Here is a 14892-nt window from a genome sequence, read left to right as displayed (position 1 = left end):
TATCTCCGGAATCCAGCGGTCTTCCGGGGCTCTGTTACTCCAACGGATCAGTTGATCAGCGGGATATTCGTTCGTCTGCGCGGCGTCCGGCCGCCGGCCCTGCGCCGGCCGGCTCAGGGCGGACCGAGGGCGCACTCGGCCCAGATGACCTTGCCGTCCGGGGTGTGGCGCGTCCCCCATGCCTGGGCCAGTTGCGCGACGAGGAACAGCCCACGACCGCCCTCGTCGGTGGTGGCGGCCCGGCGCAGATGCGGCGCGGTGCTGCTGGTGTCCGAGACCTCGCAGATCAGGGTGCGGTCATGGAGCAGCCGCACCCGCAGGGGCCCGGTGCCATGGCGGACGGCATTGGCGATCAGCTCACTGAGCACCAGCTCCACCACGAACGAGACCTCCTCCAGGCCCCAGTCGGTGAGCCGGCGGGCGGCGGCGGCACGGACCTCGCTGACGACGGCCGGGTCGGCGGGCAGATCCCAGGTGGCGATCTGGTGGGGGGCGAGGGCATGGGTGCGGGCGACGAGCAAGGCGATGTCGTCGCCGGGATGGGCGGGGGCCACGGCGTCCAGGACCGCCTGGCAGGTGTCCTCGGGAGTACGCCCCGGGTGGGCCAGGGCATCGCGGAGCTGGTCGAGGGCCACGTCGATGTCGCGGTGCCGGTCCTCGATGAGTCCGTCGGTGTAGAGGACCAGCTGACTGTTCTCGGGGGCCTCGATCTCGGCGGTTTCGAAGGGAAGTCCGCCCAGGCCGAGCGGGGGGCCGGCGGGCAGGTCGGGAAACGACACGCTGCCGTCGGGGCTGACCAGCGCCGGTGGAGGGTGGCCGGCGCGGGCCATGGTGCACCGCTGCGAGGTCGGGTCGTAGACGGCGTACAGACAGGTCGCGCCGATGATGCCGAATCCGTCGGCCGCGCCCTCGCCGTGCTCCTCCCGGTCGAGGCGCACTACGAGGTTGTCCAGGTGGGTGAGGACCTCGTCCGGGGGGAAGTCGAGTTCGGCGAAGCTGCGTGCGGCGGTGCGCAGCCGTCCCATGGTGGCGGCGGAGTGCAGGCCATGACCGGCGACATCGCCGACGACGAGGCCGAAGCGGGTGCCGGGCAGGGCGATGACGTCGTACCAGTCCCCGCCCACCCGCGACTCGGCGGGCAGATAGCGATGGGCCACCTCGGCGGCGTTCTGGTCGGGCACGCCCTGGGGAAGCAGACTGCGCTGGAGGGCCAGAACCATGTTGTGCTCGCGGGTGTAACGCCGGGCGTTGTCCATGGAGAGGGCGGCGCGGGTCGCCAGTTCCTGGGCCAGTGAACGGTCGTCGTCGCCGAAGGGCGCGGGGTCGAGCGAGCGGTAGAAGCTGGCGATGCCCAGGACGACACCCCGTGCGATCAGGGGTACGGCGATGAGGGAGCGGACGTGGGCCAGCAACCGCTCGGTGTGCTCGGGGTCCTGGGCGAGCCAGCCCGACGCGGCCTCCAGGTCCGGTTCCAGAATCGCCATCCCAGTGTTCACGCACCGCAGCTGAGGGGTGGTCGGATGGAAGTCGATCCGCTTGGCGACCGGATAGAAGGGGCAGTCGTCATGGATGCCGTGCACCACCGCACGGCGCAGGTCGTTCCGGAGGTCGAGGGGTTCCTCGCCGCGCAGTACGGCGTCGGACAGGTCGATCGTGACGAAGTCCGCCAGCTGCGGGACGGCCGTCTCAGCGAGTTCCTGGGCGGTGCGGCGCACATCCAAGGTGGTGCCGATGCGCGCGCTGGCCTCGGACAGCAGCTCCATGCGGCGTCGCGCGGCCAGGGCGTACTTCCCCACCTCCGGTTCGCCCACCAGCACCAGCCCTCTGGCCTGGCCGTCCGTGGTACCGACCGTGCCGCTCGCCGCCCCGGCGGCCGGACCATCCGGGCCTGGCGCGGCGTGGTAAGGGGTGTCGGGACGGCGCGGGAGGGTGAGGGGCTGTCGCGGTGCGCGGTCGTGGAAGACGGCCTCGACGGCGATGCCCTCCACCCCGGACGCGCTCGTCGTCGGGCGGCTCATCAGGGTGACCCGCCGTCCGTCGGACAGGGACACGACGGTGGCTGCCCGCTGTGCGTGGGAGAGCAGTTCGGCGGCCTTCTCCTTGATCACCGTCCGGTCATGGTGGTGCAGCCGCTCGATGAACGTGTCCACCCCGATGGCCTGCCCGCCTCCCGACGGCTCCTCCGTCCGCACCCGGCTCGCCTCCAGGTACGCACGCAACAGGGCGCACTCTCGCGCCGAACTCTCCTCCAGCAGACGCGATTCGATGGCCTGAGCCGCCTTGCGCACCACCTCGTCCAGCGCGGGATGCGAGGCATTGCGCGGATAGCCGAGACACAGGATGCCTTCGACGCGCCCGCTGATCGGGTCGTGAACGGGTATGGCGCGACAGCCGTTCGCCTGGCCGCGCTCGGCGAAGTGCTCGGCGCCGTAGACCTGGATGAGTTGCCTCTCCACAAGCGCGAGGCCGATGCCGTTGGTACCGGCGAACCGCTCGGCGAAAACGAAACCAGGTACCCGCTGGATATCGGGGAGGGTTCTGGCCCACGACTCATCGCCGAAGCGGCGCAGGAGCACCATCCCACTTCCGTCGGCGAGCGAGATGTTCATCTGGCTGCCCATGAACCTGGCCCGCAGCCGGTCGAGCACCGGACCGGCCGCCCGGACCAGCCGGCTCTCCGGATCGACGTCCTCCTGGTAGGGCAGTTCCATTCCGCCCAGCGGCAGACCCAGGGACCGGCAGCGCTGCCATGAATTCAGGATGAGGTTGCGCACGCCTCCCTGGACCGCTTCCCCCTCCAGGAACCGCTCACGCGGATATGCGGGCCCGATGTCACCTCTCGCGAGCCCTACCAGAATCGGTTCCGCGCCGCGCTGGATCACGCCTCTCCCGGACTATGAGTCCAAAATATCCCCTTTTCGACAATAGCGCAGCAAAGAAGGCGGCAGGTCACAGAACCGCGACCGGGTTGACCGGCGAGCCGGTCCCACCCGGAATGTTCAGCGCCGCCACGACCAGGAGGAACTCATAACGGCCCGCCTCGGCGGTGGCGACGGAGAGCGCTTCGAGATCGAGGTTGTCCAGCAACGGCACCCCCATTGCGGCCAGAGCGAGCGTATGGACGGGAGAGTGCACCCCCTCGACCGGCGAAGGACGTACGTCGCTGTCGCCGTCACCGCCGAGCAGCGCGACACCGCGCTCGGCCAGCAGCGGTACGGCGTCCACATGCAACCCCGCGCTCGCCGCGTCGGCGTCCCAGGCGCCGAGTTCCGCACGGCGGCGGAAGCGCCCGGAGCGCAGAAGTACCGCGTCGCCGTCGCCGATCCTCACCCGCAGCGCCTCCTCGGCCGCGGTGATGTCCTCGGCGTGGACCGCCTGCCCCGGTTCCAGCCAGGGGGATCCCCAGATGGCGGGGAAGTCGAGCAGCACACCCTTAGTGACGAGGGGGCCGAGCGCGGTGACCGCGCCATGACGGGCGCCCGATGCGTCGATGGCCTCGCGTGCCGTCCACCCGCCGTAGAGCTGCCCCCGATAGGCGATGTGGCACAGGGCATCGAGGTGGGTGACGCCCTTGCCGTGGTAGTCGACGGCGATGAAGTCCTTGTGGACGGAGGGCTCCGGGGCCTCCACATCGCCGAGGTCCGTCATGTGGTGCAGGGCGGGCCTGCGGTTGTCCGGTGCGGGCCGTGTATTCCAGGGCAGGCCCAGCGGAACGACCGTCCCGGACCGCACCCGGGCGGTGGCCCGCTGTACATGGCCCGGGGTCACCCGGTTCCAGGCGCCCCGGTCGGCCGGATCCCAGCGGCCCCACGTACGGACCGCCTCGAAGAGCGCGTCGAACTCCCGGCGGGAGACAGCGGGGCCGTTGCCTGCATCGGTCGGCGTCATGGGGTTTGGATCATCACCCGGGCTACCGGTCATCCGTACTCACCCCTGTGGGGTCCGGAACGACTTCAGCGGGACGACTGCATGATCAAGATTGTACGTCCTGGCCAAGGACGAGCTCTACCCGCGCCCGGCCACGAAGAAGGACAGTGAGGGAGGCGCCGACCGCGGCGGACAAGCCCTTGATGGTGCCGGACTGTGGGCGGCGTCGTGGCCCCACTGCTCCTTGCCGGCCCGCTATGAGTCGCAGAGCTGAAAGGCGATCTCCTGTGGCTGCGGCCCGAACCCCAGCCGTACCTGGGCTCCGACACACGCCCTGGTCAGCGGCACGGCGCTGACCCTGGCACGGAGACGGAACCCTTCGTGCATGTCGATGATGGCCATGGCGCGGGGCTTGCCCACGCTGCGACCGACAACGGTGACGTGATGGATGACGCCGATACCGTCACTGCGTTCCTCGGCCATGTCGGTGGAGCCGCAGGCAGGGCACAGCAGGCGGCGGAAGACCGAGGTATGGCACCAGCGGCAGCGCTGGAAGTAGAGCACCCCGCCCCAGATCCCCCCTGCTGGGATGGGGCCGCGATGGTCCGCGTCAATCCGCGGTGCGGCAGTCGAGACGCTGTCCCCTTCGAAGGGGCCGTTCTCCGCGGTTTCGATCACTGTATGGGACATGGCGAATTCTCCTGGCCGCTGCCGGGCGCGGCGGAACGGCTCTGTGAAGGGAACGAGGGCGGCCCTGGTCACGGATATGGCAGATCAGGGCATTCAGTGGAGTACGTGGCGAGGTCATCGGTTGGGCGTCAGGGAGACCGTCTCCGTCCTGGCGCTGGGCCCAGGACGGGCGGGCTGATGCGGCGTCAGTCCTTGATCTCGCAGATCGCGGCGCCGGAGGTGAGGGAGGCGCCGATCTCGGCGGACAGGCCCTTGATGGTGCCGGACTTGTGCGCGTTCAGCGGCTGCTCCATCTTCATCGCCTCCAGGACGACGACCAGGTCTCCCTCCTTGACCTCCTGGCCCTCCTCGACGGCGACCTTGACGATCGTGCCCTGCATCGGAGACGCGAGGGTGTCACCCGAGGCGACCGGGCCGGACTTCTTGGCCGCGCGCCGCTTGGGGCGGGCACCGGCCGCGAGGCCCGTGCGGGCCGGCGACATGCCCAGCGAGGACGGCAGGGAGACCTCCAGGCGCTTGCCGCCGACCTCGACGACCACCGTCTCGCGGCCCGGCTCCTCCTCCGTCTCCGCGTCCGAGGGGGCGGCGAAGGGCTTGAGCTCGTTGACGAACTCGGTCTCGATCCAGCGGGTGTGGGCCGTGAACGGCTCGGTGGAGCCGGTCAGTTCCGGCGCGAACGCCGGGTCCCTGACCACCGCGCGATGGAACGGGATGGCGGTCGCCATGCCCTCGACCTGGAACTCCTCCAGGGCGCGGGCCGCGCGCCGCAGGGCCTGCGCGCGGGTGGCGCCGGTGACGATCAGCTTGGCCAGCAGCGAGTCCCACGCCGGGCCGATCACGCTGCCCGACTCCACACCGGCATCCAGGCGCACTCCCGGGCCGGACGGCGGGGCGAACGTGGTGACCGTGCCCGGTGCGGGCAGGAAGTTGCGGCCCGGGTCCTCGCCGTTGATGCGGAACTCGAAGGAGTGGCCGCGCGGTTCGGGGTCGCCGTAGCCGAGCTCCTCGCCGTCGGCGATGCGGAACATCTCGCGCACCAGGTCGATGCCGGCGACCTCCTCGGTGACCGGGTGCTCCACCTGCAGGCGGGTGTTGACCTCCAGGAAGGAGATCGTGCCGTCGAGGCCGACCAGGAACTCCACGGTGCCGGCACCGACGTAGCCGGCCTCCTTGAGGATGGCCTTGGATGCGGAGTACAGCTGCGCGACCTGCTCCTCGGACAGGAACGGCGCCGGGGCCTCCTCGACCAGCTTCTGGTGGCGGCGCTGCAGCGAGCAGTCACGGGTGGAGACGACGACCACGTTGCCGTGGGTATCGGCCAGGCACTGGGTCTCCACGTGGCGGGGCTTGTCGAGGTAGCGCTCGACGAAGCACTCGCCGCGGCCGAACGCGGCCACCGCCTCGCGGACCGCCGACTCGTAGAGCTCGGGGACCTCTTCGAGGGTGCGGGCGACCTTCAGGCCGCGGCCGCCGCCGCCGAAGGCGGCCTTGATGGCGATGGGCAGGCCATGCTCCTCGGCGAAGGCCACGACCTCCTCGGCACCGCCCACCGGGTCGGGGGTGCCGGCCACCAGCGGGGCACCGGCGCGCTGGGCGATGTGCCGGGCGGAGACCTTGTCACCGAGCTCGCGGATGGCCTGCGGCGGCGGGCCGATCCAGATCAGACCGGCGTCCAGGACCGCCTGAGCGAACTCGGCGTTCTCCGACAGGAAGCCGTAGCCGGGGTGGATGGCGTCCGCGCCGGACTCGCGTGCCGCGTTCAGGATCTTGTCGATCACCAGGTAGCTGGTCGCCGGGGTGTCACCGCCCAGGGCGAACGCCTCGTCCGCGGCGCGGACGTGCAGAGCGTCGCGGTCCGGGTCCGCGTAGACGGCCACACTCACGATCCCGGCATCCCGGCAGGCCCGGGCCACGCGGACAGCGATTTCACCACGGTTGGCGATCAGCACCTTCGTCAGCATGCCGACTCCAGCTCGTTCCCAGCCGTGGTCAGCCGGTGCGCGGTCTCGACGATCGTCAGATGAGCGCCCGAAAGCACGGAGAGCCCCAGGAGCGGTGCGTCCTCGGCGATGACCGTCGCGCCGCGGTCGTGGCCATCGAGTCCGGGTTCGGCGATCACCACGCGCGGGTGCGGTGCCGCAATGGCGCCGGCCTGCTCCGCTCGTTCCCACAGGTCGTTCATGCTCTTTCTCCAAGAGTCGGGGTCTGCTCGTTCAGCGAGGCCAGTACGAACTGCGCCAAGTCGTAGGCGTTGGTTGGGCGAAGGAGCGGTGAGGAACGTTACGTCGCTTGGCCGCCCACTCATCCAGTTGCTCGGGCGCGGTTGGCACCGATGCCTGGGCCGCGGCGCGGGCCCTGACCACCGCCAGGGCGGCGGCCAGCTCCTCGGGTGTCGGGTTGCCCCGTACGACCTTGATGTTCATGACGGCTCCCGGCCGGACTAGAGAGGGATGTTGCCGTGCTTCTTGGGCGGCAGCGACTCGCGCTTGGTGCTCAGCTGACGCAGGCCGCGCACGACGTGCCGACGGGTCTCGGACGGCATGATCACTGCGTCGACGTAGCCGCGCTCGGCCGCGACATAGGGGTTGAGGAGGGCGTCCTCGTACTCCTGGATGAGCCGCGCCCGGGTCGCCTCCACGTCGCCGCCTGCCTCGGCCTCGGCGAGGGTGCGGCGGTGCAGGATGCTGACCGCGCCCTGGGCGCCCATCACGGCGATCTGGGCGGTCGGCCAGGCCAGGTTGAGGTCGGCGCCCAGGTGCTTGGAACCCATGACATCGTAGGCGCCGCCGAAGGCCTTGCGGGTGATCACCGTGATCAGCGGGACCGTCGCCTCCGCGTAGGCGTAGATCAGCTTGGCGCCGCGGCGGATGATGCCGTCGTGCTCCTGGTCCACGCCCGGCAGGAAGCCCGGGACGTCGACGAAGGTGATGACCGGGATGTTGAAGGCGTCGCAGGTGCGTACGAAGCGCGCGCCCTTCTCGCTCGCCTTGATGTCCAGGCAGCCAGCGAACCGCATCGGCTGGTTGGCGACGATGCCCACCGGGTGGCCCTCGACCCGCCCGAAGCCGGTGACGATGTTCGGCGCGAACAGCGGCTGCGTCTCCAAGAACTCGGCGTGGTCGAGGATGCGCTCGATCACCGTGTGCATGCCGTACGGCTGGTTCGCGCTGTCGGGCACGAGGGTGTCCAGCTCGAGGTCCTCCTCCGTGACGGCGAGGTCCGCCTCCTCGGGGAGGGCCGGCGCCTCGGAGAGGTTGTTGGACGGCAGGTACGACAGCAGCTGCTTGACGTACTCGATGGCGTCCTTCTCGTCGCCGGCCATGTGATGGGCCACGCCGGAGGTGGAGTTGTGGGTGCGGGCGCCGCCCAGCTCCTCGAAGCCGACGTCCTCACCGGTGACGGTCTTGATGACGTCCGGGCCGGTGATGAACATGTGCGAGGTCTGGTCGGCCATCACCGTGAAGTCGGTGATCGCCGGGGAGTACACGGCTCCCCCCGCACAGGGGCCCACGACCAGGCTGATCTGCGGGATGACACCGCTCGCGTGGGTGTTGCGGCGGAAGATCTCGCCGTAGGCACCGAGGGAGGCCACGCCCTCCTGGATGCGGGCGCCGCCGGAGTCGTTGATGCCGATGACCGGGCAGCCGGTCTTCAGCGCGAAGTCCATCACCTTGACGATCTTCTGGCCGTAGACCTCGCCCAGCGCGCCGCCGAAGACCGTGAAGTCCTGGGAGAACACGGCCACCGGGCGGCCGTCGACCGTGCCGTAACCGGTCACGACGCCATCGCCGTAGGGGCGGTTGTCGTCCAGGCCGAAGTTGGTGGAGCGGTGCCGGGCGAACTCGTCGAGCTCCACGAAGGAGCCCTCGTCGAGCAGCAGCTCGATCCGCTCACGCGCCGTCAACTTCCCCTTGGCGTGCTGCTTTTCGACGGCGCGTGCCGAGCCGGCGTGCGTCGCCTCCTCGATACGGCGCTGGAGATCCGCGAGCTTGCCGGCGGTGGTGTGGATGTCGATGTCGGACACGTCTTCGGGCTCGGCACTCACCGAATGGATCCCTTCTGGCTGATACTGTCGGCGACTTGGCATGCGTAGTCAGAAGGTCTCGTGAGGGACGTGCGCGCCCCAGACGTCGCGCAGCGCGTGGGAGACCTCACCGACCGTGGCGCGTAGCCTCAGGGCCTCGCGCATCGGGGGCAGCACGTTGTCCGTGCCTTGCGCGGCGGACCGCAGGGCATCGAGGGCGTGGCCGACGGCTCCGTTGTCGCGTTCCCTGCGCAGTGCCGCGAGGTGCTCGCACTGGTCGATCTCGATCTGAGGATCCACTCGCAGGGGTTCGTAAGGTTCTTCCTCGTCGAGGACGTACTTGTTGACGCCGACCACGGTCCGTTCCTGGTCGCCGATCTCCAAGGTGATCCGGTACGCGGACTTCTCGATCTCCGACTTCTGGAAGCCCTGCTCAATCGCCGCCACCGCGCCGCCTCGGTCCTCGACGGCCTGGATGAGTTCCAGCGCCGCCGCTTCGACGTCGTCGGTCATCGACTCCATGACGTAGGACCCGGCGAAGGGGTCCACAGTCCTGGTCACGTCGGTCTCATGGGCGAGGACCTGCTGGGTGCGCAGAGCGAGCCGCGCCGCCTTCCGGGTCGGCAGGGCGATGGCTTCGTCGTAGGAGTTGGTGTGCAGGGACTGCGTTCCGCCGAGCACCGCGCCCAGGCCCTGCAGAGCGACGCGGACGAGGTTGACCTCGGGCTGCTGTGCGGTCAGCTGCACACCGGCGGTCTGGGTGTGGAGGCGCAGCATCTGGGACTTGGGGTTCTTGGCGCCGAACTCGTCGCGCATGATCCGGGCCCAGATGCGACGGGCCGCACGGAACTTCGCGATCTCTTCCAGGAGTGTCGTCCGGGCGACGAGGAAGAAGGACAGCCGCGGCGCGAAGTCGTCGACGTCCAGGCCCGCGGCGATCGCCGTACGCACGTACTCCTTGGCGTTGGCCAGGGTGAAGGCGATCTCCTGCGCGGGGCTCGCTCCGGCTTCGGCCATGTGGTATCCGGAGACGGAGATGGTGTTCCAGCGCGGCAGCTCCTTGTGGCAGTAGGCGAAGATGTCGCTGATCAACCGCAGGGACTGCTTCGGCGGGAAGATGTAGGTGCCGCGAGCGATGTACTCCTTGAGCACATCGTTCTGGATCGTGCCGGTCAGCTGGTTGCCCGCGACACCCTGTTCGGCCGCGACCAGCTGGTACAGCAGGAGCAGGGTCGATGCGGGCGCGTTGATCGTCATCGAAGTCGACACCTTGTCGAGCGGCAGGCCCTGGAACAGCGTGCGCATGTCCTCGATCGAGTCGATCGCCACGCCGACCTTGCCCACCTCGCCCTGAGCGACGGCCTCGTCGGAGTCATAGCCCATCTGCGTCGGCAGGTCGAAGGCCACGCTCAGACCACCGGTCCCGGCGCCGACCAGCTCGTGGTAGCGCTCGTTGGACTCCTTCGCCGTGCCGAACCCGGCGTACTGCCGCATGGTCCACGGCCGCCCGGTGTACATCGACGGATACACGCCCCGGGTGAACGGGAACGCGCCCGGCGCGCCCAGCTTGGCGTCCGCGTCGAAATCCGTCAGCGCCCAGCCGTCGTACACCGGCCGGATCGGCAGGCCGGACTCAGTCTGTGCAACGGAATCCACGCCGAAACCTCCTGTGGTACTCAATGTCTTATGAACGGTACTCAGTACCGCACGGTGGGGCAAGTGGTCTCCGAGGGGTGAGACAAGGAAGGATGAGTGGTCATGAGCAAGCCAGCCGCGCGGATCCGGCTCGCGGACGCCGCGTTCGTTCTCTTCGACGAACGCGGATACGAGCGGACCACCGTCGATGACATCGCCGAACGGGCCGGAGTGGGCCGTACGACGTTCTTCCGGCACTACCGGTCCAAGGAGGCGGTCATCTTCCCCGACCATGACCGGCTGCTGGAGCTGATCAGGGACCGCCTGGCGACCTCCAGTGACAGCACCGCCCTGGTCGCCGTATCCGACGCCGTACGCCTGGTGCTGCTGCACTACATCGATGAGGGCGACCTCGCGCGCCGCAGGTACGCGCTCACCAGCAAGGTCGCCGCGCTGCGGGATCGGGAGATCGCCAGCGTGGCGCGCTACCAGCGACTGTTCCGCGAGTTCATCGCGGAGTGGATGGGAGACCCCACCGAGGCGGCCTCGCTTCGGGCCGAGCTCATGGCGGCGGCAGTGGTAGCGGCTCACAACCACGTATTGCGCCGATGGCTCCGGGGCGAGTCCGCCGACCCCGTCGCAGAGGTCGACGAGGCGATGCGCGAAGTCCTCGCTCTCTTCCCGACACCTCAGTCCCCGAGGGGAAGGGACGATGACGGCACCACCCTCGTCGCGTTCCGAACCAGCCAGGACCTCGATGCCTTGCTCCCCTCGCTGCGACGCCTCATCGAGGACGGCCCGTGAGCGTGCATCGGTATCGCGTTCACCGGCATCCTGACCGGAGGCTGGTTTCGCGCCGACGTGCCGGGGCCGGCGCGAAGAGCGCCGGTACGAGGCCACGATGGCTAGCTGCGCGACCTTTGCGGTACGGCTACCGGGCGTCGAAGGCAGGCGACCGCATAGGCTGCCGGTGATGTCCGAAGCATCCGGAACGAAGAGCGCCGCGCACCCCGCACGGGGGCGCCCCGCACGGCTGAGCCGTGAACTGATCGTCTCCACCGCCCCGCGGTGCGACCTCACCACGCTCACCATGCGGGAACTCGCCACCCGTCTCGGTGCCTCGCACTCCGCGCTCTACCGCTGGGTCCGCGACCGCGAAGGGCTCTTCGACCCGATCAGCGAGGTCATGGTCGAGCGCATCCTGCCGCCGGACGACCCCACGGAGCACACCTGGCGCTCATGGCCGGCCCGCCTGTCATGGGCCATGCACGACGAGTTCCTGGCCGTACCCGGATACACCGCCCGCGTCGCGCATCCGCGCGTCGTCCAGTGGCTCGGCGGGGCCGACCAGGGCGTCTCCATGGACGGCGCACCGCCCCGCTTCGACCTCTTCCTCGACACGCTGCTGCGCGGCCTGCCCGCCCGCCTTCCCGTCGAACACCCGCGTCCCGACGTCTGAGCGCGATACACCCGCCAATTCTCGGCCGTGGGTCACAACGCCGCGACCTCCAGCACCAGCTTGCCCGTGGTCGTGCCCGATTCGATGCGGCGGTGGGCCTCGGCGGCCTGTTCCAGCGGCAGGGTTTCGACCCGCGTCCGCAGATCTCCCGTCGCCGCGGCCGCCACCGCGCGGCGCAGCGCCCGGCGTGTCTCCTCGGGGAAGGCGGCGGAGAAGGCGGCCAGATTGAAGCCGGAGACGGTCCTGTTGGTGAACCACAGTTCGTTGGCCGGGATACCGATGTCCTCGGCGCCGGAGGCGTTGCCCATCACCACCAGTCGCCCCATCGGGGCCAGCCGGTCCAGGCCTGCGCGGCGGGCCGGGCCGCCGACCATGTCGACCACGACGTCGAACTCGCCGGCCTCGGCGATCCGGTCCCGCGTGATCACCTCGTGGTAGCCGAAGCGTCTGGCGGTCTCGATCTTGGCCGCGCTGCCGACGGTGCCGACCACATGGCCCGCGCCCAGCAGGCGGGCGGCCTGGCCGAGTTGGCTTCCCACACCGCCGGCCGCCGCATGGATCAGAACGCGTTCTCCGGGCTCGATCCGGGCCACCCGGTCGAGTACGAGGAAGGCGGTAGTGCTGTTGGACGGCAGCGCCGCGGCGACGTCCATCCCGATACCGAGGCCGTCCAGCGGCACGACCAGGTCCGCCGAGGTGACCACCACCTCGGCGTAACCACCGCTGTCGACGATCGAGAGCGCGGCCACCGGCTGCCCGACGGTCAGTTCCTCGACGCCCTCGCCGACGGCCCGGATCCGCCCCGACACCTCGATACCGGGCACGAAGGGAAGCGGCACGTCGACCACGCCGCGCCGGTAGAGGACCTCGGCGAAGTTGGCGCCCGCGTACGCCACATCGATGGCGACCCGGCCGGGCCCGGGCTCGGGGACGGGAACGGTGGCGACGCGGAGCACCTCGGCGTCGCCGAACTCGGGGATGGTCACTGCCTTCATCTGCCTGCTGCTGTTGCTCATGCCCACGATCCTGCGGGCACGGCGGCGACGCGGGCAGTGCCCACTCATCCTGGGTGTGGCACCACCAGGCTGTGCTGCCGCAGCAGCGTCTCCAGCCGCTGCTGGGTGTCGGTGCCGGGACGTGGGTTGTGCAGGATCAGATGGTGCCCGGGGTGCTCGGGCAGCGGCAGCAAAGTGGCATCGAAGATCATCGTCCCGGCGTCGGGGTGATCGACCGCCTTCACCGCGCTGGTGTGCTCGGCCACATCGTGGCGCGCCCACAGCTCGGCGAACTCGGAGCTGACCGCGGCCAGATCGGCGGCGATGCGGCCGAACTCCGGATCGTCCGGGTAACGCGCCGCGTCGGCCCGGAAGGCAGCGGCCACATCGGTCGCGGTCTCGGCCCAGTTCCGGTGCAGCACCCGGTAGCGGGCGTTGGTGAAGAAGGAGACCAGGCAGTTGTGGTCGCTTTCGCGGTAGCCGAACACCACGCGTGCCGCGTCGTTGACGGCGGTGAAATTCCAGTGGCGGTCGCGAACATAACCGGGCCGCGGTGACCAGGCGTCCAGCAACCGCCGCACCTCGGGCGAGGGTGCCGCCGAGGGCGCGGAGGGGGCCTGCGGCGGATTGAGTCCGGCCAGGCGGTACAGGTGGGCACGCTCGGCGGAGCCCAGCAGCAGCGCCCGGGCGATCGCGTCGAGGACCTGCCCGGACACCTTGATGTCGCGCCCCTGCTCCAGCCACGTGTACCAGGACACTCCGACGCCTGCCAGCACCGCGACCTCCTCGCGCCGCAGACCCGGCGTGCGCCGCCGGCCACCGTCGGGCATGCCGACATCGGCCGGCGAGACCCGGGCTCGGCGGCTACGCAGAAACTCCCGCAGCTCGGTGCGCCGGTCGTCGCGGGACAGGGGCGAATCAGGACTGGCCATGGGGTCAACTTTAAGCAGCGCGTCCGCGGAAGGATGCGGCTGCCGTACTTCGCGGCTGATACCCCGAGGACACCGGCCGCCCGCCCGGGCCGGCCACGACGGTTGATCAGCCGTTGATGGTGCGAAGGAAGTGGTCCGCGTCCTCGGGTTCGCCCAGCCGTCCTACTTCCAGCCAGGAGCTGTCGGCAAAGCGGAGCCGGAAAGTGGCGAATCCGCGCGGCTGGCCCGCCTCGCCTTCGACGCGGGCCTGATCGAGGGGGAACTCCGCGACTATCCGGAAGTCGTCGGCCTTGGTGGGCGAAAGCCGACGGCGAGGGGACGTGGCGATACAGACGCGATCGCGGGCCAGCATGACCAGGCGTTTGGGGTTGGGTGAGTGCCCGTACCAGTGCAGCAGCAACTGGCCCGCCGTCAGGTTCCAGTCGCCGTCGAAGACGCGGTTCGCCGGATCCTGTCCGCGATCGCGGGCACCGCCGCGGCCGGAGCCGGAGGGGCGGGCGTTCGGCCGGTCACGTCGGCCGGTACCCAGCTTGTCGATCAGCATCACCGGGACGACGACGAAGAAGAACACCACGGCACCGACGTACAGCAGCCAGTGGTGACCCGGCTTCAGCCGTCCCCTGCCCGCGGCGCGGTGTATCTCTTCGGGCGGCGTGGGAATGGGCTTGTGGATCTCGCACCAGACCAGGGCCACGGGCTCCTCGCCCAATATCTTCCGGGCCCGCCGATGGACCGCGCGCTTCGCCATGCCGAAGATCCTAGAGGAGCCTTCCAGGTGACCTCCGAGAGGCCTGGTATGCGCATGCTGGGCGGTTTGCTCGACAGGTCTGGTATCCCTGGCGCCGATGCCCTTGATCGATACCAGTTGCCTTCCGGGGTGTTCGATCAGCCGACTAGCGTCATGGCACACCGAATGGGACGAATCACGGAGGCAGAGTGACGGCGAATCCGCGCTCGGACACGATCGCCGTTTTCGGCGCCGGGGTAATGGGGCGCAGCATCACCGCACTGGCACTGGGCCGTGGGGTGGACGTCATCCTCGTCGACATCTCGGACGACGTGTTGCGCGCCGCTGAGGCGGAAATCGCCCAGCAGCTGCGGCACGGGCGGTTCATGGGCGCTTTCCCGGGCTCCCAGGCGACCGGAACGCTGACGACGACGCTGTCCGGCGAGGCCGCGACGGACGCCACCGCGGTGATCGAGGCGATCACCGCGGACTCCTCGCTCAAGGCGCGGATGCTGGCGGAGGTCTCCGGCGTGGTCGCCCCGGGACCACGCTGATCACCAACA

The 14892-nt window shown here is 69.8% G+C and carries 14 protein-coding genes; 3 read left to right on the top strand and 11 right to left on the bottom strand.

What is annotated here, in order from left to right:
- Positions 1-113: 113 nt before the first annotated feature.
- The 8 genes from GWI24_RS00565 to GWI24_RS00530 form a co-directional block, all read right to left on the bottom strand.
- Entirely contained in the window at positions 114-2882 is a 2769-nt protein-coding gene (locus GWI24_RS00565; protein WP_210943801.1) for a SpoIIE family protein phosphatase, read from the bottom strand.
- 67 nt (positions 2883-2949) lie between these two features.
- Positions 2950-3921: a cyclase family protein gene (locus tag GWI24_RS00560; protein WP_210943800.1), complete on the bottom strand. Its 972-nt coding sequence runs from the start codon at positions 3919-3921 to the stop codon at positions 2950-2952.
- 201 nt (positions 3922-4122) lie between these two features.
- Positions 4123-4545: a Zn-ribbon domain-containing OB-fold protein gene (locus GWI24_RS00555; RefSeq protein WP_210943798.1), complete on the bottom strand. Its 423-nt coding sequence runs from the start codon at positions 4543-4545 to the stop codon at positions 4123-4125.
- Positions 4546-4742: 197 nt separating this feature from the next.
- Positions 4743-6515 (bottom strand): biotin carboxylase N-terminal domain-containing protein, encoded by a 1773-nt coding sequence (locus GWI24_RS00550; RefSeq protein ID WP_210943846.1) that lies wholly within the window; start codon positions 6513-6515, stop codon positions 4743-4745.
- Positions 6512-6739 carry a hypothetical protein gene (locus GWI24_RS00545; RefSeq protein WP_210943861.1) on the bottom strand — a complete coding sequence of 76 codons (228 nt, stop codon included), beginning with the start codon at positions 6737-6739 and terminating at the stop codon, positions 6512-6514. The genes GWI24_RS00550 and GWI24_RS00545 overlap by 4 nt, the downstream gene beginning before the upstream one ends.
- A gap of 31 nt (positions 6740-6770) precedes the next feature.
- Positions 6771-6980 (bottom strand): acyl-CoA carboxylase epsilon subunit, encoded by a 210-nt coding sequence (locus GWI24_RS00540; RefSeq protein ID WP_210943797.1) that lies wholly within the window; start codon positions 6978-6980, stop codon positions 6771-6773.
- 17 nt (positions 6981-6997) lie between these two features.
- Positions 6998-8602 carry an acyl-CoA carboxylase subunit beta gene (locus GWI24_RS00535; RefSeq protein WP_308343262.1) on the bottom strand — a complete coding sequence of 535 codons (1605 nt, stop codon included), beginning with the start codon at positions 8600-8602 and terminating at the stop codon, positions 6998-7000.
- Positions 8603-8650: 48 nt separating this feature from the next.
- Positions 8651-10237, bottom strand: coding sequence for a methylmalonyl-CoA mutase family protein (locus GWI24_RS00530; protein WP_210943793.1), 1587 nt, complete (start codon positions 10235-10237; stop codon positions 8651-8653).
- Positions 10238-10339: 102 nt separating this feature from the next.
- On the opposite strand from GWI24_RS00530, the gene GWI24_RS00525 reads away from it, so the two are divergent.
- Entirely contained in the window at positions 10340-11020 is a 681-nt protein-coding gene (locus GWI24_RS00525) for a TetR/AcrR family transcriptional regulator (protein ID WP_210943792.1), read from the top strand.
- 169 nt (positions 11021-11189) lie between these two features.
- Positions 11190-11675, top strand: coding sequence for a TetR/AcrR family transcriptional regulator (locus GWI24_RS00520; protein ID WP_210943790.1), 486 nt, complete (start codon positions 11190-11192; stop codon positions 11673-11675).
- Between the two features lie 32 nt (positions 11676-11707).
- Here the strand turns inward: GWI24_RS00520 and GWI24_RS00515 are convergent, their stop codons facing one another.
- From GWI24_RS00515 to GWI24_RS00505, 3 genes are all read right to left on the bottom strand, one after another.
- Entirely contained in the window at positions 11708-12691 is a 984-nt protein-coding gene (locus tag GWI24_RS00515; RefSeq protein WP_210943788.1) for a zinc-binding dehydrogenase, read from the bottom strand.
- Between the two features lie 44 nt (positions 12692-12735).
- Positions 12736-13602 (bottom strand): helix-turn-helix transcriptional regulator, encoded by an 867-nt coding sequence (locus tag GWI24_RS00510; protein WP_210943786.1) that lies wholly within the window; start codon positions 13600-13602, stop codon positions 12736-12738.
- Between the two features lie 106 nt (positions 13603-13708).
- The gene (locus GWI24_RS00505; protein WP_210943784.1) at positions 13709-14350 is read right to left on the bottom strand and encodes a hypothetical protein; all 642 of its coding nucleotides are present in this window, start codon (positions 14348-14350) and stop codon (positions 13709-13711) included.
- A 188-nt stretch (positions 14351-14538) separates the two neighbouring features.
- Here GWI24_RS00505 and GWI24_RS44695 point away from each other — a divergent pair, with 188 nt between their 5' ends.
- The gene (locus tag GWI24_RS44695; protein ID WP_308343261.1) at positions 14539-14883 is read left to right on the top strand and encodes a 3-hydroxyacyl-CoA dehydrogenase NAD-binding domain-containing protein; all 345 of its coding nucleotides are present in this window, start codon (positions 14539-14541) and stop codon (positions 14881-14883) included.
- The last annotated feature ends 9 nt before the right edge of the window (positions 14884-14892 follow it).

The sequence above is a fragment of the Streptomyces sp. MK37H genome, from assembly GCF_018035285.1.
In the GTDB taxonomy this organism is placed as follows: Bacteria; Actinomycetota; Actinomycetes; order Streptomycetales; family Streptomycetaceae; genus Streptomyces; species Streptomyces endocoffeicus.
Note: the sequence above shows the minus strand (reverse complement) of the source record. Positions and strands in the feature narration are given on the sequence as shown.

Bases quoted from the DNA above. Each gene is read 5' to 3' on its own strand.
- GWI24_RS00545 (WP_210943861.1), bottom strand. From the start codon at position 6,739: ATGAACGACCTGTGGGAACGAGCGGAGCAGGCCGGCGCCATTGCGGCA.
- GWI24_RS00505 (WP_210943784.1), bottom strand. From the start codon at position 14,350: ATGGCGAAGCGCGCGGTCCATCGGCGGGCCCGGAAGATATTGGGCGAG.
- GWI24_RS00510 (WP_210943786.1), bottom strand. From the start codon at position 13,602: ATGGCCAGTCCTGATTCGCCCCTGTCCCGCGACGACCGGCGCACCGAG.
- GWI24_RS00560 (WP_210943800.1), bottom strand. From the start codon at position 3,921: ATGACCGGTAGCCCGGGTGATGATCCAAACCCCATGACGCCGACCGAT.
- GWI24_RS00525 (WP_210943792.1), top strand. From the start codon at position 10,340: ATGAGCAAGCCAGCCGCGCGGATCCGGCTCGCGGACGCCGCGTTCGTT.
- GWI24_RS00540 (WP_210943797.1), bottom strand. From the start codon at position 6,980: ATGAACATCAAGGTCGTACGGGGCAACCCGACACCCGAGGAGCTGGCC.
- GWI24_RS00515 (WP_210943788.1), bottom strand. From the start codon at position 12,691: ATGAGCAACAGCAGCAGGCAGATGAAGGCAGTGACCATCCCCGAGTTC.
- GWI24_RS00520 (WP_210943790.1), top strand. From the start codon at position 11,190: ATGTCCGAAGCATCCGGAACGAAGAGCGCCGCGCACCCCGCACGGGGG.